This is a genomic window from Ignavibacteriales bacterium (genome assembly GCA_016700155.1).
GTDB lineage: Bacteria > Bacteroidota > Ignavibacteria > Ignavibacteriales > Ignavibacteriaceae.
On record CP065001.1, the window covers coordinates 3,331,790 to 3,353,292 of the forward strand.

Genomic DNA, 21,503 nt, shown 5'->3' on the forward strand with positions numbered 1-21,503 from the left:
CTAAATCAGCCTAACCTGCTCCTTGTGCTAAACCGTTGAAACGGTCTGTCCTTACTATTCGTTATGGTTCTGTGCGGGATTAATCCCGCACAGAACATATTAAAATAAATTAAGCTCTAACCGTTTTAACGGTTTATAATTTTAGTGGTTAACCTGATTTTTTCACTTACTCTGTTTGTTATACTCTTCAAGCGCAAGTTTCTCTAATGACTTTTTCATTTCGGCAGGTATTACAACTGAGTCATAATACTTTCCGTCTTTCCCTTTATCGCTCGGTGCTGATACAAACAATCCGTTACTGCCAGAAACAATTCTGAAACCTTTGATCACAATACCGTCTGAAGTTTCAAAGTCAAAGAATGCTTTAAGGTTTCCGCCTGATGAATTATCAAGTGCATTCATTCGAACGATTTTCATAGAACCTCCATTTTGATGTTGATGTTAAAATTCCGGATTATCTGAATTTGAACTGATTAAAACCCGTGTGCTGAAAATAAAAAAAGGTTTGCTATTTGTCTATTGTGTTGAAGAAAAATTTTAATGGTTTTAATTAATGGTTTCGTCGGGTATAATAATTTCTTCAAGTTCAAAAAACTTTGATGAATCTTTCAGGAGTCCCATTACTTTTACTTCAATTCCACTTTCACTTCTGTTTACTACTAAAAAATTAAACGGACGCTTAGCGGTTGAATCCGGATCATCGACAAGTAAATCCCGGTGAATACTTTTTACTCCGGCTTTAAGATCGACACGAGGTCCGCCGCCGCCGCCAGATACGATATATGTTTTTCCGTTTTTTAAAAATCTTTCATACACGTGTGCATGACCTGTTATCATTGCGAGTGTTTTTGTGGATCGTTCAAACGCCTGCACAAAAGTTTTTTTAACGTGCTCTTCATCAGTAGTAACTTTACTATTCGTGTATGGCGGATGATGAAGAAAAACGATAATACCTATTATTGAGTTGTCCTCATCTAATTGTTTAAGTTTTGTTTCAAACCATTGCTTTTGATTTTGCCATTCGGCTGATGTAAGGTCATCTATGTTGGAATCAAGAAAAATGAGAGCAAGACTGTCGAAGCTCTTTTCGTACCAATATGTTTCTTTGAACTGTATAAACCTTTCGGAAAAATTTTCTAATGCAGAACTATTGGAACCCCAGTAATCATGATTCCCCAGCACAGGATAGATCGGAATATTTTTCTCAGTGACCGGTTTGATTAATTCATCAAACTCTTTCCAGTGAGATGAACTTGAACCATCGAATACAAGATCGCCGACAATAACCATAAATGCCGGATCAATGTTTGCGATCTCATTAATTATTAATTCTCTTTCATTATCGTTTGATTCCCTGCCGATAATTTTTTCCAAAAAAGAAGTCCTTTGTAAATCACCAACAACGACAAACTTTTTTGTGCTAACAGATGGGTTGCTAATACCGGAAATTACCTGGGTCACATCGTATTGCCGATGCTGTATTTTGTCACCTACCCCGCTTTCGGAATTGTTACACGATACAACACTGAAGATGAAAATAGGAATGACAAAAAGTATTTGTTTAAAGTTAAGCATGGATAAAAGTAAAAAAATAATATTCAAAGAAAAAAGTTATTTTATACTACATTCGAAACAGACATGGTGTAATGAGAGCAAGTTTTTTTGTAAAGGATCGTCTACCACTATATAATAGACTATTATGGTGAATTTGGAACCCCGATGCAACTGAGAATAATCAATGTCTTTAAAGTTATCGTACATCAAAAACGGATAAACATTTTCAAGGATAAATAATGATAAAAATTTATACTGTTTCATTTCTCCTTTTTATTTCAATTTTTTCCTCACAGTTATTTTCGCAGAATGCCGGTGACAATGTGTTTTCCGGAACACAGGTTCATTCTGTCAGATTTCAGTTTAACCAGCCGAACTACTGGGATTCATTGACTTATTATTATAACCAGGGTAATGAACAATATATAGTTGCTGCAGTTACAATTAACGGCGAGGTAATTGACAGCGTTGGTGTAAGGTTAAAAGGTAATTCTTCTTACAGTCATCCAAACAATAAAAAATCCATACGTGTTAGTTTTGATGAATACCGTGATGATCAGCGCTGGGATGGATTAAAAGGAATTCACCTCAACAATTGCTGGGGAGATCCGTCTTTCATAAGAGAAAAGATGCATCTTGATTTTTGCAGGGACGCAGGTATTCCGGCTCCACGCGCTAACTATGCAGAAGTTTATATCAATAACCAGTTATGGGCATTCTATTCTCTCGTAGAACATGTTGATAAAAAATTTCTTGATTCACGTTACGGTAATGATGAAGGTAATCAATTCAAAGCCGTTGATGCATTTGGTTCATCGATCATTTCTGATTTCAGGTGGTATGGAAGTACACCAGGTACTTATTACAACAGGTATGAATTAAAAACCGACGGGTCAACAACTGCATGGGATGATCTTATAAGAACGCTGGATACGCTGAATAACTCCGCCAACACACAAACCTCTTTGCCAACGCAGGTGAACTTAAGCAGACTTTATAAAGCAATAGCCGCTGATAACCTGTTTGCGAACCTGGATTCTTATATCGGTGGTGGAAGGAATTTTTATTTTTACTACCTGCCGCCTGAAAATAAAATGGAATGGATTGTATGGGATGTTGGTTTAAGTTTTGGCGCTTACAGCGGCGGCGTTTCAAGCCTTGAAACACTGAGTCTGACTTACGTAAGTTCTTCAACAAACCGTCCGCTATTCAGTAAAATATTGAATACCCCGGCATTAAGAACTGAATATCTTTCAACTCTGTGTTATCTTTTCAACGGCTATTTTTCACCTGCCCGTCTTCATCCTAAAGTTGATAGTATTGCAAATATTATCCGGCCCTACGTATATGCTGATCCGAAAAAAATGTATACGAATGCACAGTTTGAAACCAATCTTGTAAGTGATGTGAATGCCGGCGGTGGTGGCGGAACAAGAAAACCAGGGATCAAAAATTTTATAACAGCACGGACTAACAGCGTTCAATCGCAATTGACATCTCTTGGTATAAGCTGCAATCTTGCTGTTCTTCCCGGTGACGTTGTGATAAATGAATTTCTTGCTCAAAATACTTTGATACCAGATCCATCCGGTGAGTTTGATGACTGGATTGAATTATATAACAATACAAATGCTGAAATAAATCTTAGCGGAATGTATTTGTCAGATGACGCAACTCAACCTACCTTATGGCAATTTCCTGATAGCACGACCATAGCTCCTAATGGATATTTGATAGTCTGGGCTGATGAGGACAGCGGACAAACAGGACTTCACGCAAACTTTAAATTATCAGCAGATGGTGAGCATATTCGTTTTTCTAATATTGATGTAAGCGTTCTTGATACAATAACTTTTGGTGCCCAGTCAACAAATCTATCAATGATGCGAATTCCTAATGGAACCGGAAATTTTGTTCAGGGTGCGCCAACTTTTAATTCCGTTAACACACTTTCAACATTACCGTCAATTACTTCTGTAATACTTCCTCAATTCATACAGGGTTACAGCGGTACTAACAACAGCAGAATTCCTTTTGCGTTCAGAGCACGTTTGGATAATCTTCTTCCGAATACAACTTACAGATATATCAATCAGATAATAATTTCTACAGATGGACCTACAACCAACGGTGCGGCAAATGTTATTTATGTTAATTCAGACAATACATTTACCCGTTCATCCGGACCTTCATTTACAACTGCAGGTAATTATGGTGAGTTTACAACAAACGCAGCAGGTTCATTTACCGGATGGTTCATTAGTGAAGCAACAGGCAATGCCCGCTTTACACCCGGCAACTATGTGTTTATGAGATTAAGATTAAACGATGGTGCCGGCGGAACAACTGCGGCAACTTACCTTACAACCGCTGATTCAGTTAAGGTTATTGATTTTGAAATCCTTAATGAATCCAATTACGGAACCGGTATATACGGACGTTCTTTTGCAGATTCAAAAGACTTTGTATTTCTTTATGATAACATTGACGGCACAGGCAGACCAGTTTCAGGAACACTCATAGAGAATGATGGAGTCGATCTCAGTTCGGTTACAAGTTTTGTACAGTTCTACCGAGATAGTGTCGATAACATTAATGGATCATGGGGAACTATAATTCCAAATCAATTAACAAGTGGAATAAGACGAATTGAACGAAGATTACTATCTGATGGAAGCATTCATCCATCTATTGCAACAGATGCAGATGGTATTTGGCCAAGCGGCGCAAATACAGTTAATCCACTAGGCGGACTCAGTCCGATCAGAATAGAAAATTATGAAGCACCGCTACCGGTAGAATTAATATCGTTTACTGGTTCAGTTACAGGAAAGCAGGTTACACTTTTATGGTCAACCGCTTTGGAATCAAATAATATGGGTTTTGAAATAGAGAGGAAAATTCAAAACCAACATACCTCGTCAGGTAATTTTGAGTTTGAGAAAATTGGTTATGTCAACGGAAACGGTACAACTACATCTCAGCAGAATTATTCGTTTACAGATAATGAGACAGTAAACGGAAAATATATGTACAGGCTGAAACAATTGGACTTCAGCGGTACGTTCAATTATTCTGACATCATTGAAGTTGAAGTTAACGTACCGGGTGAATTTAGTTTGTCACAAAACTATCCTAATCCATTTAACCCATCGACTACAATACGGTTTTCAATTCCCGAATCGATGAATGTGAGTTTGAAAGTTTACAATGTACTCGGGCAGGAAATAAAAACCCTGATAAGCGGGTTCAAAGAAGCAGGTGAGCATACAATAATTTTTGATGCGGGTGATCTTATAAGCGGTTTATATTTCTATAAACTTGAAGCAGGAATATTAAGCCAGGTCAAGAAGATGATGCTGTTGAAATAAGAATAAATTGTTACTGATCTATTTTTAAGGCGATTCATTTTGAATCGCCTTTTTTTTGCCGATTTACAATCGCACTTACATTACCCACCACAATATTAATATCTGTTCATATTTAGCCAAATGAACGGAGTTGTTCAAATACAATCTGCCCATCTCAAATATTCGCATCTTTTTACTGGAACTGTATTTGCATAAAATTCTTCCAAAATCTATTAGTTAACAAATAAATATGTAGATGAAAGATATTCCCGATCAGAATCCATCACTTAATATTGCAATCATTGACAGCAGTGATACATGGTATGCACAACCCAGATTGATTCATGATGAACTTGTAAAACTTGGTCATAATGTATTATGGCTTGCAAGACCAAATAACCAGGGATATAAAAAGAATACCGTTCCGCCGGGTTTTATAAAAATATGTATAGCAAACAACCTCTCCCCTATTGATGTATTTTCTGATAAACCTATGGAGTTAAATCACCCTCCGCTTGATCGTGCTTATTACTCGGAAGCTGACCTTGTATTCGTTGGTGATAAAAATATTTTTCTAAAATTCTTTTCTTCAAGACCACACACATTTTATCTGCCTTATGCTGCAGACCCTGCAGTATTTAAAAACCTCAACTTAACAGAGACTTATGACGTGGGATTTATCGGCAACATCCGTTTCGACGAAAGAAAAAGACGTATAGAAAAACTTCAAAAGTATTTTAATGTTTTCATCGGCAATAAACTATTTATGGAAGAAGCAAACCTTGCAATGAACAGGTGTAAAATTATATTTAATACCTGCGACGGCAAAGAACTTAATATGCGTGTATTCGAAGGACTTGCAACGGGTAAATTGTTGGTAACGGAACAGATTGCATTCCTTGATGAACTTTTTAATGATAAAGAACACCTTGTAACATACTCAAATGATGATGAGCTTATTGAGGCAGTGCAAACCTATCTGTTGAACGATTCTGAACGAAAAAGAATTGCATCTAACGGGTTGAATGAGGTCGTAAAAAAACACACTTATACACACCGTGCTAAATTTATTGTTGATAAGATCCTTCAGCTATACACGAAGTATGATCATAAAAATTCTAACCACATTAATAGCGAAATCAAATACAGAACATTCTATGAAAACCAGGCTACAGTTAACCGAACAGCACAGGAAAGAATTTTTGATTTTAATCTTCCCGATCCTGATTCTGATGGTAAATATGATATAAGAAACCGCCTGAAAGAAGCACTTAAAGTCGCCAAAGGTAAAGTACTTGATATTGGCTGTCAGCGTGGTGGTTATTCATATAATCTTAAAAGTATTGGATGCGATGTTACGGCGATTGATATAAGTATGGGTTATGTAAAACAGGCGAAGGAAAAAGTATCTGATGTTCAGTTTGCTCAATCTGATGCCGGAGATCTCCCATTCAAAGAAAATACATTTGATACAATTATTCTTTCAGAAGTGCTTGAACATGTAACCGATGAAAATAAAGTCGCATCAGAAGTTAAAAGAGTTGTAAGGACCGGAGGAACAATTTTCGTAACAGTACCGGCGTACGAAGATGATTCGGAAGAACATATTCGGTTTATTAATAAAAAAACTCTGGCTGAACTTTTTTGTGATTGCAAAATTGAATTCAAGGATAACTATAATTTAAAATCGACAGTAATGACAGCACAAAAATTAAATCCCAAAGAAGCAGGCAGAAGAAAAACTGAACAGAAACTTAAAATACTGATTACCAATCACCACCTTCTTGATATGACCGGTTCTGAGATACTCACTTTTACATTAGCAGAACAATTATCAAAAAAGGGTCACGATGTTGTTGTTTATTCAAAATATGTGGATAAAACGAAAACTCTTTTTGATGAAAAAGGAATCCGGGTAGTTGATGATTTAAAACAGCTTTTCAATGAACATTTTGATGTTGCTCATGTTCATCACAATATAAATGCATTAGAAATAAGAGACACATTTCCTGAATTGCCAATTGTGTTTTTATCACAAGGAGTTATTCCATTTCTTGAACAACCTCCTCAAATTGACCTCTCAATATCTAAGTACTTTGCTTTAAGTGAAGAGGTTAAACAGAATCTTATCAGGTCTGGAGTAAAAGAAAATTCAATCAAGGTACTTGGAAATCCTGTAGACGAAATAAAATTCCTATCAAAAAAAGAGATTAATACTATTCCGCAAAATGCACTGGTGATAAGCGGAAGACTTGATAAAGAAAAAGAAGGAATAATTAATCAAGCGTGTAGCAACCTTAATATTAAGGTGCAGTTTGTTGGGGGACGATTCGGAGAAGTACCATACTCACAAATAAAAGAATTGATAGAGCAGGCTGATATTGTATTCTCACTTGGAAGGGGCGTTATCGAAGCCATGATGATGGAACGTGCAGTTATGATTTTTGATTACCTTGGCGGCGATGGTTTAATTAATGAAAATAATTTTGATGAAATAAAAGAAACAAACTTTTCCGGAAGAAGATATAAAAAGAATTTTACTGCACAGGATCTTATCGACGAACTAAAAAAATACGATACTAAATCAGTGAAAAAAGTACGGCGACTGGCTGTTGATAATTTTTCTGCATCAAAGTTAGTTGATGGATTGATTGATGAGTATTGTGAAATAAAATCTCAAAAAGTCCCTTCTTTAAATAGTGATAACAAAATCCTGTTAAAGTTTTTATCCAATGTGATTAATGAAACGAGGAATTATTCCAATGAGCTGGCTGCAAGGAGAATTAATTATCAACCTGGACCAAATCCTTGTCAGGATATTCTTTTTAAGGCAGAGCAATTAATTGAAGATGGAAAATTAAAAGATGCGAAAGATGTAATAGCCCAAATGCTTCAATCAAATCCTCTTGATCTTGATGCTTTAAATAATCTGGCAGTTGTTTCGATCCTTGAAAATAATTATTCCGATGCCGAAAGGATTATCAGTCTCATCCTTCAGATTGATCCTGCAAATGAAGTTGCTTCTGGTAACCTGAATTATATTCATGAAGCAATGTCTGTTTCCAATTAAAATATTATGACAAAAACCGATATATCAATAATCATCCCCATTTATAATAAGATTGAATTAACTGTTCAGTGTATTGAATCAGCAATAAAAGTACTGCCTGAAAAACTTAGTTGTGAATTTATCGTCATCGATAATGGTTCTTCAGATGCGACAGAGCAGGTACTCAATGAACTGGTCAAACAGAATAACCTTGTTAAGTACCACAGAAGTGAAGACAATCTTGGTTTTACAAAAGCATGTAACGCTGGGGCGACTTTTGCGAAAGGCGAAGTTCTTGTCTTTCTGAATAATGATACTATTTCTTTGCCCGGTTGGATTGAAGCAGGTTATAACCGCCTGATCAGTGATGAATCAACGGGCATAGTCGGCGCGAAGCTTTTATATCCGGATGATACCATTCAGCATGCAGGAATTGTATTTGAGAAAAGAGAAAATCAATACCTGCCATTGTGGCCATCACATATTTACAGGAATGAACGATCTGATTATCAGTCTGCAAATGAATTAGCAGAATATGAAGCAGTTACCGGGGCATGTCTTTTCATTCGCAAAGAGTTATTCCACAAAGTCGGTGGTTTTGAAGAATCATACGGAATGTACTTTGAGGATATTGATTTGTGCTTCAAAGTCTCAGAGCTCGGTAAAAAAATTATTTATGACCCACAGTGTTCATTAATTCATCTTGAAGGTAAATCTTCCTTGGATCAGCAAGAAGTTGATGAAAGGACAATAGCGGCATCTAAAATATTTTATAACAGATGGCGTAATAAAATTAATTCAAAGTGTGAAAAAGATGTTAGTAATACAGTATACTGGCTGGCACCTATTTTTAACCCGAGTGGTTATGCGAGTGAGGCAATTACTTTTTCATTGGCTCTTGAACCTCATCTCGATTTAATAATAAGTCATCAGAATAAATTTTTATCGAATGAATTTATCGACAACCTCCCGGAAAAAACCCGGCATACATTGTTAAAACTTCATGTAGTCCCTCCCGAAGACTGTGTAAATAAAATAGACTTTTTAAATAAACCAATAATTGTCCAGCATCAGCCGGGAAGCGCTTTTTACAAAATCCCAGAAGCATATTACAGTATCGGGCGAACGATGTTTGAAACCGACCGTATTCCGCAGGACTGGGTCCAAAAAATAAATCAGCTTGATGAAGTCTGGGTTCCAAGTAAATTCAATAAAGAAACTTTTATCAGAAGCGGTGTCAAGGAAAATAAGGTCGTCGTAATTCCGGGAGGGATTGACACTTCGGTGTTTGATCCTGATATGGTTGAACCAATGGAACTTCCTTATAAAGCAGCTTACAATTTTCTGTCAATGTTTGAATGGACAAACAGAAAAGGCTGGGATATACTCCTTCGCGCCTACTTTGAAACTTTCACAAATAAGGATGACGTTTGCCTGTATCTGAGAACTTATCTCCTCTCTCATTATGACGGTGATACTAAAACTGAATTGATGCAAAAAATAAACAAGCTGATTCAAAGATATGGTTATAAGAAAGAATCACTCCCCCGTTTTGAACTTCTGACTACACAACTTCCTTTTAACGAAATGCTGCGCCTGTACAAATCTGTTGATGCATTTGTGCTTCCTACACGTGGTGAAGGCTGGGGACGTCCATATATGGAAGCTATGGTATTCGGACTGCCTGTGATCGGAACTAACTGGAGTGCAAACACAGAGTTTATGAATCATGAGAACTCCTACCTCATTGATGTTCATAACTTAGTCGATATAAAGGAAAATGAGATTGCTTCCTATCTGGGACACAAATGGGCTGAGCCGTCAAAAAATCATCTTTGCAAATTGATGAAATTCGTGTTCGAAAATCCTGATGAAGCAAAAGACAGAGGTAAATTTGCACAGCAAGAAATTCGTGAAAAGTATAGTCTCGAAGCAATTGCAAAAATAATTACCGAAAGGCTGAAAATAATTGAAAGGGATTATACAAAACTTAAAAGTGTAAACCATGATAGTAAAATAATATGGGAAGGAGATCAGTTCGTCTGTAGTTCATTAGCATATGTGAACAGAGAAATTTGCAGCGAACTGCTTTCCCTCGGATACGAAGCAAAAGTAATATTCCCTCAACAGAACTATGAAGATGAATTGGTAAGATCAAATCCTGAACTTGTCAATTCATTTAACCGGAATATTAAAGCGGCAGATATACACATAACTCATCAATGGCCTCCCAAACTTGAAGCACCAAAATCAGGCAGATGGGTTGTAATACAGCCCTGGGAATTTGGTTCACTGCCAAAACAGTGGGTTGAAGTTTTTAATAATTATGCCGATGAAATGTGGGTTTATTCTGACTATATCAAAAATGTTTACATTGAAAGCGGTGTTGATGAAAAAAGAATATTCGTTGTACCTCTCGGTTTCTCATCTGAAAAGTTTAATCCAAAGATTAAACCATATAAACTAAAGACTAAAAAGAAATTTAAATTTTTATTCCTCGGCGGTACGATTTACAGAAAAGGCATCGATATACTTCTTGAAGTATTTAATTCCTCGTTTAACAGGAATGATGATGTTTGTCTTGTGATCAAAGATATTGGTTCAAAAACATTTTACAGGGGACAGACAATAAAAGACAAATTGAAAGAATATTCCGCTGATAAAAATTTTCCCGAGATAGAATATATTGATTCAACATTAAGCGAAAAACAGTTATCCGGACTTTATACTGCGTGTGATGTACTCGTTCATCCCTACCGCGGCGAAGGATTCGGATTGCCTGTACTCGAAGCAATGGCTTGCGGTATGCCGGTGATTGTAACCAAAGGAGGCTCAACTGATGATTTTTGTGATGATGAAAACAGCTTAAGAATTAACTCAACAAAAAAATACTTTAGTGAAAATAAAATTGATGAGTGGGAAACCACAGGCAGACCGTGGTTGCTTGAGCCTGATAAAAACGAACTTGCAGAAAAATTGAAATTTGCTGTTGAAAATAATTCACAATTAAAAGAAAGAGCAAAAGCTAATATTGAATATGTAAACCAGAGCTGGACCTGGCAAAGAACTATACAAAAAGTTGATGAACGAATTATTGAACTTTCCACAAAACCGATCTTCAGGTACCTTCCCCAAAATGCAGCAAGTATAATTACTGATGAAGGATCAATAGTTCAACGGCTTATTACCGAGGCTTATTCGTTGTACGATGCAAACGACTTCATTGGAAGTTTGAACAAACTTGAACAAATAATAAGTAGAATTAATTTGAACAGTGAGGAATCGCTGAAGAATAAATTAGTTGAACAAATTTTCAATCTGGCTGGTTTAGCAAACCTGGGATTAAAAAATTTCGATTCCGCCAAAAAATATTTTGAGAAAGAGTTACAATTAAATCCCGCTTCATCTTCCGCCTGTTTCGGATTAGGTGAAATATTTATTATCGCCGAGCAATACGAAGCCTCCAAGACAATGTTTGAATGGGCAGTGGCAAATGATTCAACTAATTCAAAGGCAATATTGAAACTTGAAGAAGTTAATCAGGTTATGGGATTTCATCCAACTCATAACTCATTGCTGATTGAGATACCTGAATAGAGATTATGCTAAAGTATTCTTGAATCAGTCAACTCTATATCAGAATACTTCCATGCTTCTTTAAATCTTTCTGCGACTTTTTTTGATTCTTCAGTTTTATTTTGGGCGTCAAGTGAGTTCTTCAACCCGATAAGTGACCAGCCGTTTTCAGGGTATTCATTCAAATCTTCAAGATAAATTTTTTCTGCTTCTGAATACTTTCCTGCCTGCATTAACACACTTCCAAGATTATTACGTACAGGATAAAACCAGTCAGGCGGTTCATTATAGTTCAGAGTAAACTCTATGCCTGAGGCTTTTTGCAATAAACTAATTGCTTTGTCAAAGTTTTTTTGTTTTGCTTCGAGTTCACCTTCCAATACAAGCGAAGCAATTTCTAAAAGTTCCGTTACACCATTAATTCCCCAGATATTAATATTTTCCAAATATTGATTCATAGAAATTTCTTTTAGTCTTATCAATTCTTTTTCCGCATCATCTAATTGATTTAATCCAAGAAAGGCCATCCCTCTCGCGTAATGCCAAACTCCGTTAGGGTACAACATATCGTCAGAAGGTTTCTGATGTTTTAAAATTTCCTCCCACATCCCGAATCTGACATATGCATACAATGGTATTACATAATAATGTTGAAGAGTTCCATAACCACAAACAGACATTAATGAGTCATTAGTTTTTTCGGTAACCTTTAGAGCCGCATCAACCGCAGTTTTTTTTCGTCCTTCAAGTGTGGCAGTCGCCCAAAGAAAATGATAGTTATGCGGATAGTACGTAACCGGGTAAAGCCCCTGTTGTCTGCATTGAGTCAGATACTCTTCATCGGATTTTACTGCAAGTTCATTTGCTAACGAACCATCGTGGTACCTGCCCACACGTATATAAATATGTGACGGCATATGAACCAGATGACCGGCTGCGGGAGCGAGATTTCTAAGTTTGTCTGCACTTTGTAAAGCAAGTCCCGCATTTTTTGATGCTTCTACAGCATGTATATAAAGATGGTTTGCGCCGTGATGATCAGGATTATTTTTTATGACATCTTCAAGCAATGAAAGAATTTCACCTGTCCAGGGTTTTATTGTTCCGTCTTTCTCCCAGTAGTCCCAGGGATGAAGATCCATCAATGCTTCGGCAAGTAAAGTTTTTCCGTGAAGATCATCCGGATATTTTTTTACCAGCATCCTCATTGCTTCCGCATAAGCAGAATCTAAATGAGAACGGTCGTCAAGTTCTTCTCTTGAGTATCTTTGAGCAAGAGCGAAGATATATGCTTTCTCCTGAATCGTTACAAGATTGCTTATGGAAATTGCTTTTTCAATCGCATCATAGGCAGTCGGAATATCACCCTTTTCCATTGCAGCATTTATGTTTGGACCAAGCACCAATGCCATTCCCCAATATGCCATTGCACAGTTTGAATCAAGTCTGGAAGCCTCTCTGAAAGAACGGAACGCCTCGGCATGATTAAACGCGAAAGATAATATCAATCCCTGGTCAAAATACTTTTGTGCGTCATCGGAGTTTGTTGTTACCGGGAAGTGTAATGTGCCAAGGTTTTCAAACAGCGGTGCTTCTTTTTTTATTTCCTTTGAACAGGATACAATTAAAAGCATAAACACCAGGATAAAACTGAAGTTTAAAAATTTCATGCAAACCTCTTTATTGAAGTCAAAAAATTTTTTACTCACCCCTGGTAATTATTGGAGCAATCCGCTCACTTTAGAAGAACCATTTTTTTTGTTTGTGAAAAAGACCCTGCCTGCAATCTATAAAAATAAATACCCGAAGAAATATTTTTCAAAACGGAAGAAGCAAATTCAACCTGGTATATGCCGGGAGATTTTTGTTCGTCAACCAGTTTGGCTATTTCATTTCCCAATACATCATAGACGCGTAAAAGTACGCGTGTAGGGGACGCATAATATGCGTCCCCTACAGTGAATTTTATTGTTGTTGTTGGGTTAAACGGATTTGGATAATTTTGTTCAAGTTTAAATTCATCAGGCAAGTTTGTTCCAGGATACTCGTCGACATCTACCGAGTTCTGAGGAATGTATTTTAATATATATCCGTTTTCACCTACAGCAATTCCATGTACTGAATCAGCAAATTCAATATCAAACATCCGCAAGCTATCCGGTATTGGAATGAACTGCCAAGTCTCAGCCGAATCACCACTGAATAAAAAATCCCTGCTTGTTTGAGCCAACGCTGCCCAAATTTCCTTCGTTGTCCTGTTGCTGATTCCATATACGATAGCGTAAATTGAATCACCATCACTGTAATCGATAGTGCTTGTCAGAATATCAAATTTTAATTCGCCCATCGGGTAAGCACCTTCAACTTCATTTGACAATGCAAGAACCTTTGATGAATCAAGAAAAATAAAATCCAAAAACCTGTCAGGACCTATACCATATGCTTTCCACAATTCACCTCCGTTAGTCGTGCGCCATACAACACCAACTGCATCATTTACACCGCCAGCAGCAAACCCAAGCTGGGGAGTTGAAAACTTTACTTCATGAATCGGGAAGTAAGCAAAGCTTCCAGTATCAAGATTTGCCGGATACCATTCTATCCCGCCGTCTGTAGTAAAAGAAAAATCAAACGGTTCCCCTCCCATCCATCCGTTTAATGAATCAATAAAAAATATTGTAGACAGCAAAATATTTGAATGTCTGTAGTCTTCTGAAGACCAGTCAGCACCGCCGTTTGTCGTTGTCAAAATCTGGCTTTGAAAATTTACCCCATCTGATGTCCAGGTAACAGCCCATCCCTTTGATTCATCAAGAAAAAAAATGTCTTCAATCCTTTTTTGTAATCCGCTTGACTGAATTACCCAGCTAACACCTTTATCACTTGAATGAATTATTGTTCCGCTGTCGCCGGCAGCCCACACATTCATACTGTCTAAATAAAAAACTCTTCTTAATTCAACTTCAACCGGAGTTTTAACAACTTCCCAGTTTGTTTGTGCAAATAGTTGAAGGGAACCAGCTAATACTAAATAGGCTAAAAAAATTCTTGTCATCATTAATTATTTTAGTAATGAATAAAATTAGTACTAATTCTCCGATTGTTTATTGAATCAAGCAGACAATAAAATCTCCGGATATTGATCAGGAAATTGTATCCATAAAATAATAAAGTTCTGATGATTTATGATTATTAGTAATTTGTTATGTATCTTTTATTAGTTTATTGATCAAAATTCCTGAAAATTCAGCAGCTCATTTTTAATGTTTCAACTGAACTACTATAAAAAAATCATATCGTATTTTGCAATTACCCTGCTGTTATATAATTCATGCGGGTATGTGCTGGTTTATCTTCCGTTGATTCACATAACAAAATATGAAGTTGAACAGCAAATTGAAGATGGTGAATTAAAAAAAGATTTAATTAAACTTTCATTCCAAAAATCTGATATAAAAAACGGTCTGGTAAATCTTCAGTGGAAACATTCGAAAGAGTTCAGGTATAATGATGAAATGTATGATATTGTTGAAGAATATGAATCGAGCGACAGTATCCATTACATCTGTCATCATGATAAAAAAGAAAAAGAACTTGAAAAAAATTTAAGCAAACATTACGAAAAGGATGATGCAAGAAAAAATTCAAGGTCAACAAGAAATATTATAATACAGCAAGTCACTGACTTGTTTTCATATCCTGAAATAAATAATTATCAACAAATATCGAAACAGACCTATCTTGTTTCTACAGAATACATCGCAGAATTAAACGATCCAGAAGTACCTACACCTCCTCCGAAATCTTTCATCTGAACACATAAACAATGTTCTAAATTAACAGAGTCACCGGGAGAGTATTCTCTTAGTGATCAATTTATTTTAATCTATTTCAGATGAAAGGAATACCTTTATGAAAAGGTTTTTTATTCTGTTTTTCATTCTCGGAGTTACATGTTTGAACTTTGCGCAGGATGGACAAAGTTCCGGGGATACTATTAAATACCAGATGGGACAAATAACGATATCAGCTACAAGGTATCCGGAAAATACACTGGAAATTCCATACGCAGTAAGTATTCTTACACGGGAACAACTGAACAATATAAAAGGCTATGGACTTGATGAAGCAATGATGAAAGTGCCGGGAGTACTTGCACAATCGCGTTCAGGCAACCAGGATGTACGATTAGTAATTCGTGGTTTTGGCGCGAGAGGATCAGGTGATCGTTCAAATTCGGGAACTTCACGCGGATTAAGAATTATGCTTGATGGAATTCCGGAAACCGAACCTGATGGAAGAACATCTTTTGACAACATTGATTTAAGTCTATCTAACTACGTTGATGTTATCAAATCAAACTCATCTGCTCTTTGGGGAAACGCAAGCGGCGGTATTATAAATATCTCAACAATTCCAGGTCTTGATGACGAAGCTATTTCATTCGGAGGTATGGGTGGAAGTTTTGGTTTCAAGAAATTTTTCCTGAGAACAAATGCTACACTTGGTGTAGGAAGACTTTCAGCTTCCGCATCTTATAATATTTTTGAAGGATGGAGAAATCATTCAGGAAGTAAACGTACTGTTATAAACCTTGGATTGATTTCAAAACTTGATGAAGCAACAAACTTAGGTATTTACCTTGTCGGCACAAGCAACATCTTTCATATACCCGGACCTTTAACCGATGAACAATTTGCTAATGACCCGACACAGGCTAACCCGACCTATCTTGCAAGAGATGAACGACGTTACAACAGGCTCGGCAGAATTGGAGTTACACTCGATCATCAGATTGATAAAATGCACGGTGTATCGGGAATGGCTTATATTAATCCTAAGTATCTTCAGAGATCTGAAAGAGGAACATTCAGAGATTTTACAAGATACCACACTGGCGGCAATGTAATGTACACCAATACGGCTAATTTCAATAAGGATATCAATAACAAATTTATTGTTGGATTAGATGAAGCATACCAGGATGGTGCTGTATTATTCTATAGTCTTTCGCCAACTAATTATCGTGGTGATGAGCTAAGAGATAACAAACGTGAAGGCGCAAATAATTTCGGAGCTTTCTTTCAGAATGAAGTAAGAATAAATGAGAACCTTAGTATCATTCTCGGCGGCAGATATGATAATGTAACTTATTACTCAGAAAGTTTTATTGAAACAGGATATGGATTACAAACAAAATCATTTGAAAGAGTAACTCCTAAAGCCGGCATTACTTATATGTTTTCGCCGACACATAGTATTTATGCAAACCTCGGCGGCGGTGTTGAAGTGCCAGCAGGAAATGAAACTGATCCAGCAGGAACCTATGGTCAGGACACCGTTTATCTTTTAAATCCTTTACTCGAGCCGATAAATTCAACAACAATAGAAGCCGGAACAAAACAACTTCTTTATCTGGGAAGTAGTTCTTTATTACAGTCAGTTACTTATGATTTAGCCGGTTATTATATAATTGTAAAGAATGACATCATTCCTTACAGAGGCGGAAGATTCTACTTTACAGCAGGTGAAACAAACCGTATGGGAATTGAAGCCGGAATTAATCTTCAATTTGATCATGGTATTTCACTCGCAACTTCATTCACCTATTCGCAGAATAAGTATAAAGATTATATGGTTGATTCTGTTCATTACGGTGTTGCAGGTGCTTCTGCTGATTATGAAGACAATAAAGTTGCCGGTGTTCCCGATTATTTTTATTACGCCGGTTTAACTTATGAACCTAAAGGTTTAGGTGGTTTATATCTTACATTTAATATCAATGGTCTTGGTGAATATTTTGTTGACGATGCAAACAAAATAACTGTTCCATCATATAATGTTTTCGGCGCAGTTTTAGGAATCAAAGACGGAATACAACTTACACCGCATATTTCTGTCCAGGGATTTGTAAGTATAAATAATCTTAGTGATGAAAAGTATATCGCTTCGGCATTTATTAATCCTGACTTTGTAAACGGAGTTCCGGTATATCTTGAACCAGGTTTACCAAGAACTATTACAGCATCAATTTCTCTGGGATTTAACTAAGTATAAGTTTTATATTTAAGTGATCCATTTATAACATTGACCGGGGATAAAGTTTATCCCCGGTTGATTGAAATTCACATTTACTGATAGATACTTTTTCTGTTATCTTATTTTAATGGGAGCTGACTTGAACTTCATAAAATCTCACCTTATAGTTTTAGCACTATTTTTCTCTCCCCTTTTATTTTCACAGGAAGAAGAAAAAGGCGATACTCTTAAATACGGACTTGAAGAAGTAACCGTTGTTGGAACAAGAACTAAAGAAAAAATTATTGATATACCCTACTCAGTCTTTAGTGTCGAAAAAAAAGAATTAGCTTACGGCAAAAAAGTTTCTGCCCGCAATGTACTTGCAGATGTTCCGGGTTTATTTCTGCAATCAAGATATGGCAACCAGGATCTCAGAGTCTCAATCCGCGGATTCGGCAACAGGTCGAATACAGGAATACGCGGAGTAAGAATATTACAGGATGGAATTCCCGAATCAGAACCGGATGGTGAAACAGTTATTGATGCAGTTGACTTCACATCTCTCGCAGGCGTTGAAGTTGTTAAAGGAAATTTATCATCTCTTTATGCAAACGCACCCGGCGGTGTAATTGATTTTAAAACAGATTATTACTTTGCTGATAACTTTGCCGCAACATTCAACCAGGTTGGTAAGTTTGGCTTCAGGCAAAATGGTTTTAAAGTTGGATTAAAAAACAGTGAGAACCGTTTCTTCCTTTCATACTATTATCGGAATCTTGATGGTTACAGAAAACACAGTGAAGAATATCAACACCTTGTAAATGCTATCTATGAAGGTTATCTCGGCAATAGATCAAGCATAACTCTTCTTGGAAATTTTGTTGATGGTTTTAACCGTTTACCCGGACCTCTTACAAAAACTGAATATGAAACTGATCCTTTTATGTCCAACCCATTAGCCACTGCATTGGACTTTAGAAGAATGACAAAGAAAGGACGACTCGCAGTTAAATACAGTACTGGTTTTGGCGATGTTGATGAAAACGAATTAGAAATAACAGCCTACGGTGGAATAAAAGAATTAACAAAAACTGACAATGAATTATTTGTACTTTCAACACGTTACTCGCTGGGAACACTTATCCGTTATGCAAACAGGGGACATATTGCTGATCTTAAAAATACATTTACTGCCGGAATGGATTATGCGTTTCAAAGCGGACCCATCAATGCTTTTGAAAACACTTCCGGTGTAAGAGGTGTATCTGTTCAAAATTCTTTTGATGCAAGTGTAAGCAATGTTGGATTTTATTTTTTAGATCATCTTGATCTTATAGAAAATAAACTTGGTTTGTTTCTATCAAGCAGGTACGATATCAGCAAATTCAAGAGAGATATCTATATACCTTTTGGTTCAACAGATTCAGCAAGAGTTTTTTCAGGGCTAACTCCTAAAATTGGTATCAATTATAAACTGTTAAGAGAAGTTGCTGTTTACAGTTCTTACGGTGTTAGTTACGACTTTCCGGCATTAAGTGAACTTGATAATAATTTGTTCACAACAAATTCAGCTTATACATTAAATCCTGATCTCGATCCGCAGCGTTCTAAAAATTTTGAAGTAGGTGTCAAAGGAAATATCATTAACCGTGAAGCAGAATTCATGCGAAAGGTAACATTTGATGTTACTTTTTTCCATTATATAATTTCAGATGCAATTGTTCCGTTCAACATAAATCAGCAGGTTTATTTAAAGAACGCAGCAAAAACAAAAAGAACGGGAATTGAAATTGGTTTAAAGACTCATCCATTTGAGGAAACCGAACTGCTTATAAATTACACTTATACAAAATTCAAATACGACACCTATTTAACAGAAAATTATACGCCAACCGGATCGACAGTTGTAAACTATTCCGGCAATTTTGAACCGTCTGTTCCACAGCAGATCGTTAACTTTATTTTTAATTATGAGTTTGAAATAAATGATGACATCTCCGGTTTGTTACAATGGGATTGCGACTACATCGAAAAAATTTATGTCGATGATGCAAACTCTGAAACCGCGCCATCATTCTTCTATGGAAATATTATGGCTGGCATAACATATCAAAGTGAATTGTTCAGCACAGTATTTTACACAGGTGTTTACAACATTTTTAATAAAAGATATGTTGGGTTTGTAAACATCAATGACTATTTCGGGAGATACTATGAAACCGGTGAACCAAGAAGTTTTTACGCCGGCTTAAATGTTAATTTTAAATTTTAGTGAACTGTGAAAAAAAAGATCCTGTTTTGTTTTATTTTTTTTATTAGAGTTTTGCAGGCTCAGACTGAACTTGATGTTGAGAAGGTTCAGATCTTTCCAAGTTTCATTACTCAAACGGAGCCTGTCGCCGCTGTGCATCCAAATGATCCGGATATTTTATTCGTCAGCGCTGTTACATTCAATACATCAAATGCTTTCAGAAGTGAAGGAGTTTATGTTTCAACTGACGGCGGACAAACCTGGTTTGGTTCTGATACCTGTAAAGGCGCATCAACTATAAATCACGGTGGCGATCCGGGTGTTGTAATCACTAACTCAGGTAGATTAATTCTTTCACACATCGGCAATATTTTCCCGGGAATGTATTCACACTATTCAACCAATCTTGGAACAACATGGTCTAACGCTTCAACAATCACGACCAATCAAACCGGGGATAAAGGAACAATCTTCTATGATAATTCTTCAACAAGCAACTACAACGGAAGAACTTATCTTTCATGGATTGATATAATAGATCCGTTTGCTGCTCTTTGTTCTTATTCATCAAATGACGGTGAAACATGGAGTACGCCTGTTATAGTAAATCCAAATCCTCCATTAAGATGTGTTGGTGGTTCAGTTGCTTCCTCAAGAACCGGAGATGTTTTCGTTACCTGGGCAGGCGTTACAAATGTCGCACCTTTCTATGAATCATTTGCAGGACTTGCCACTTCAACTGACGGTGGAGTAAACTGGTCATTTCAACAAAATATTTTTGATATGCGCGGCATAGCAGGAACGCTTCCATTAAAAGGCGGAATAAGAGTGAATGGTATTCCGCAAATATCAATTGATAAAAGCGGCGGCACACGTGACGGCTGGCTTTACATAGTAACAACCGAAATGAATAACTCCCCTGCCGGCAGCGATCCCGATGTTGTAATTCGTTATTCAAGTGATAACGGAATTAACTGGTCACCCGGAATAAGAGTAAACCAGGATGAATTAAACAACGGAAAAGTACAATACTTTCCTTCTCTCGAAGTAGATGATCTGGGAACACTGAACATTCTTTTTTATGACGACAGAAATACAACTCAGGATTCAACAGTTGTTTTTCTTGCCCGTTCTACTGACGGAGGAAACACATGGAATGAATACTCTATTAAAAACTCCAGGTTTAAACCTAAGCCAATACTCGGCGGGTCATCTGCGTACCAGGGTGATCGCATAACTCTTTTAACTGTTGACGATAAACACTATGCATTCTGGATGGCAGATTACAATGGTATTTACCAGGTATGGATGAGTATAATTGATGATGTACTTTTGCCTGTTGAAGAGATTGAAAATATTATTCCTGAGAATATTGTGCTGGAACAAAATTATCCAAACCCGTTTAATCCAACAACAACAATAAAATTCACTGTAGGGGACGCATATTATGCGTCCCCTACACACGTACTTTTAAGAATCTATGATGTATTGGGAAATGAATTAGCATTACTTGTTAATGAACAAAAATCACCGGGCATTTATGAAGTTGAATTTAATTCTTCAACTTTAAAAAATATCTCATCGGGAATTTATTTTTACAGATTGCAAGCGGGTGAATTCTCATATACAAAAAAAATGATTTTGTTAAAGTAGCTGCTTCTTTTCTTTGAAAGAATAAATACAAATCCAACCTGCATTGTTA

At 36.6% G+C, this 21,503-nt stretch carries 11 protein-coding genes; 7 read left to right on the top strand and 4 right to left on the bottom strand.

Going from position 1 to position 21,503, the window contains the following annotated elements:
* Positions 1–162: 162 nt before the first annotated feature.
* Complete coding sequence (locus IPM56_14005) at positions 163–417, bottom strand: septation protein SpoVG family protein (protein ID QQS35349.1); 255 nt, start codon at positions 415–417, stop codon at positions 163–165.
* A gap of 129 nt (positions 418–546) precedes the next feature.
* Positions 547–1,461, bottom strand: coding sequence for a metallophosphoesterase (locus IPM56_14010; protein ID QQS35350.1), 915 nt, complete (start codon positions 1,459–1,461; stop codon positions 547–549).
* Between the two features lie 332 nt (positions 1,462–1,793).
* Here IPM56_14010 and IPM56_14015 point away from each other — a divergent pair, with 332 nt between their 5' ends.
* From IPM56_14015 to IPM56_14025, 3 genes are all read left to right on the top strand, one after another.
* Positions 1,794–4,925 carry a CotH kinase family protein gene (locus IPM56_14015; protein ID QQS35351.1) on the top strand — a complete coding sequence of 1,044 codons (3,132 nt, stop codon included), beginning with the start codon at positions 1,794–1,796 and terminating at the stop codon, positions 4,923–4,925.
* 235 nt (positions 4,926–5,160) lie between these two features.
* Complete coding sequence (locus IPM56_14020) at positions 5,161–7,974, top strand: glycosyltransferase (protein ID QQS35352.1); 2,814 nt, start codon at positions 5,161–5,163, stop codon at positions 7,972–7,974.
* Between the two features lie 6 nt (positions 7,975–7,980).
* Positions 7,981–11,550, top strand: coding sequence for a glycosyltransferase (locus IPM56_14025; protein QQS35353.1), 3,570 nt, complete (start codon positions 7,981–7,983; stop codon positions 11,548–11,550).
* Positions 11,551–11,558: 8 nt separating this feature from the next.
* On the opposite strand, the gene IPM56_14030 is transcribed toward IPM56_14025, so the two are convergent.
* Positions 11,559–13,199 (bottom strand): hypothetical protein, encoded by a 1,641-nt coding sequence (locus IPM56_14030; GenBank protein QQS35354.1) that lies wholly within the window; start codon positions 13,197–13,199, stop codon positions 11,559–11,561.
* Between the two features lie 65 nt (positions 13,200–13,264).
* The gene (locus tag IPM56_14035; protein ID QQS35355.1) at positions 13,265–14,587 is read right to left on the bottom strand and encodes a T9SS type A sorting domain-containing protein; all 1,323 of its coding nucleotides are present in this window, start codon (positions 14,585–14,587) and stop codon (positions 13,265–13,267) included.
* A gap of 205 nt (positions 14,588–14,792) precedes the next feature.
* Here IPM56_14035 and IPM56_14040 point away from each other — a divergent pair, with 205 nt between their 5' ends.
* From IPM56_14040 to IPM56_14055, 4 genes are all read left to right on the top strand, one after another.
* On the top strand, positions 14,793–15,344 hold the full coding sequence (locus IPM56_14040; protein QQS35356.1) for a hypothetical protein: 552 nt from the start codon (positions 14,793–14,795) through the stop codon (positions 15,342–15,344).
* A gap of 97 nt (positions 15,345–15,441) precedes the next feature.
* A complete protein-coding gene (locus IPM56_14045) occupies positions 15,442–17,580 on the top strand; it encodes a TonB-dependent receptor (GenBank protein ID QQS35357.1) in 2,139 nt (712 codons plus the stop codon).
* A 127-nt stretch (positions 17,581–17,707) separates the two neighbouring features.
* The gene (locus IPM56_14050) at positions 17,708–19,822 is read left to right on the top strand and encodes a TonB-dependent receptor (GenBank protein ID QQS35358.1); all 2,115 of its coding nucleotides are present in this window, start codon (positions 17,708–17,710) and stop codon (positions 19,820–19,822) included.
* Between the two features lie 1,254 nt (positions 19,823–21,076).
* Positions 21,077–21,454, top strand: coding sequence for a T9SS type A sorting domain-containing protein (locus tag IPM56_14055; protein ID QQS38318.1), 378 nt, complete (start codon positions 21,077–21,079; stop codon positions 21,452–21,454).
* Positions 21,455–21,503 lie beyond the last annotated feature (49 nt).

What these genes read in the sequence shown, in the direction of transcription:
- IPM56_14005 (QQS35349.1), bottom strand. Translation starts at nt 417, where the DNA reads ATGAAAATCGTTCGAATGAATGCACTTGATAATTCATCAGGCGGAAAC.
- IPM56_14020 (QQS35352.1), top strand. Translation starts at nt 5,161, where the DNA reads ATGAAAGATATTCCCGATCAGAATCCATCACTTAATATTGCAATCATT.
- IPM56_14025 (QQS35353.1), top strand. Translation starts at nt 7,981, where the DNA reads ATGACAAAAACCGATATATCAATAATCATCCCCATTTATAATAAGATT.
- IPM56_14035 (QQS35355.1), bottom strand. Translation starts at nt 14,587, where the DNA reads ATGATGACAAGAATTTTTTTAGCCTATTTAGTATTAGCTGGTTCCCTT.
- IPM56_14055 (QQS38318.1), top strand. Translation starts at nt 21,077, where the DNA reads ATGGCAGATTACAATGGTATTTACCAGGTATGGATGAGTATAATTGAT.
- IPM56_14040 (QQS35356.1), top strand. Translation starts at nt 14,793, where the DNA reads ATGTTTCAACTGAACTACTATAAAAAAATCATATCGTATTTTGCAATT.
- IPM56_14015 (QQS35351.1), top strand. Translation starts at nt 1,794, where the DNA reads ATGATAAAAATTTATACTGTTTCATTTCTCCTTTTTATTTCAATTTTT.
- IPM56_14030 (QQS35354.1), bottom strand. Translation starts at nt 13,199, where the DNA reads ATGAAATTTTTAAACTTCAGTTTTATCCTGGTGTTTATGCTTTTAATT.
- IPM56_14045 (QQS35357.1), top strand. Translation starts at nt 15,442, where the DNA reads ATGAAAAGGTTTTTTATTCTGTTTTTCATTCTCGGAGTTACATGTTTG.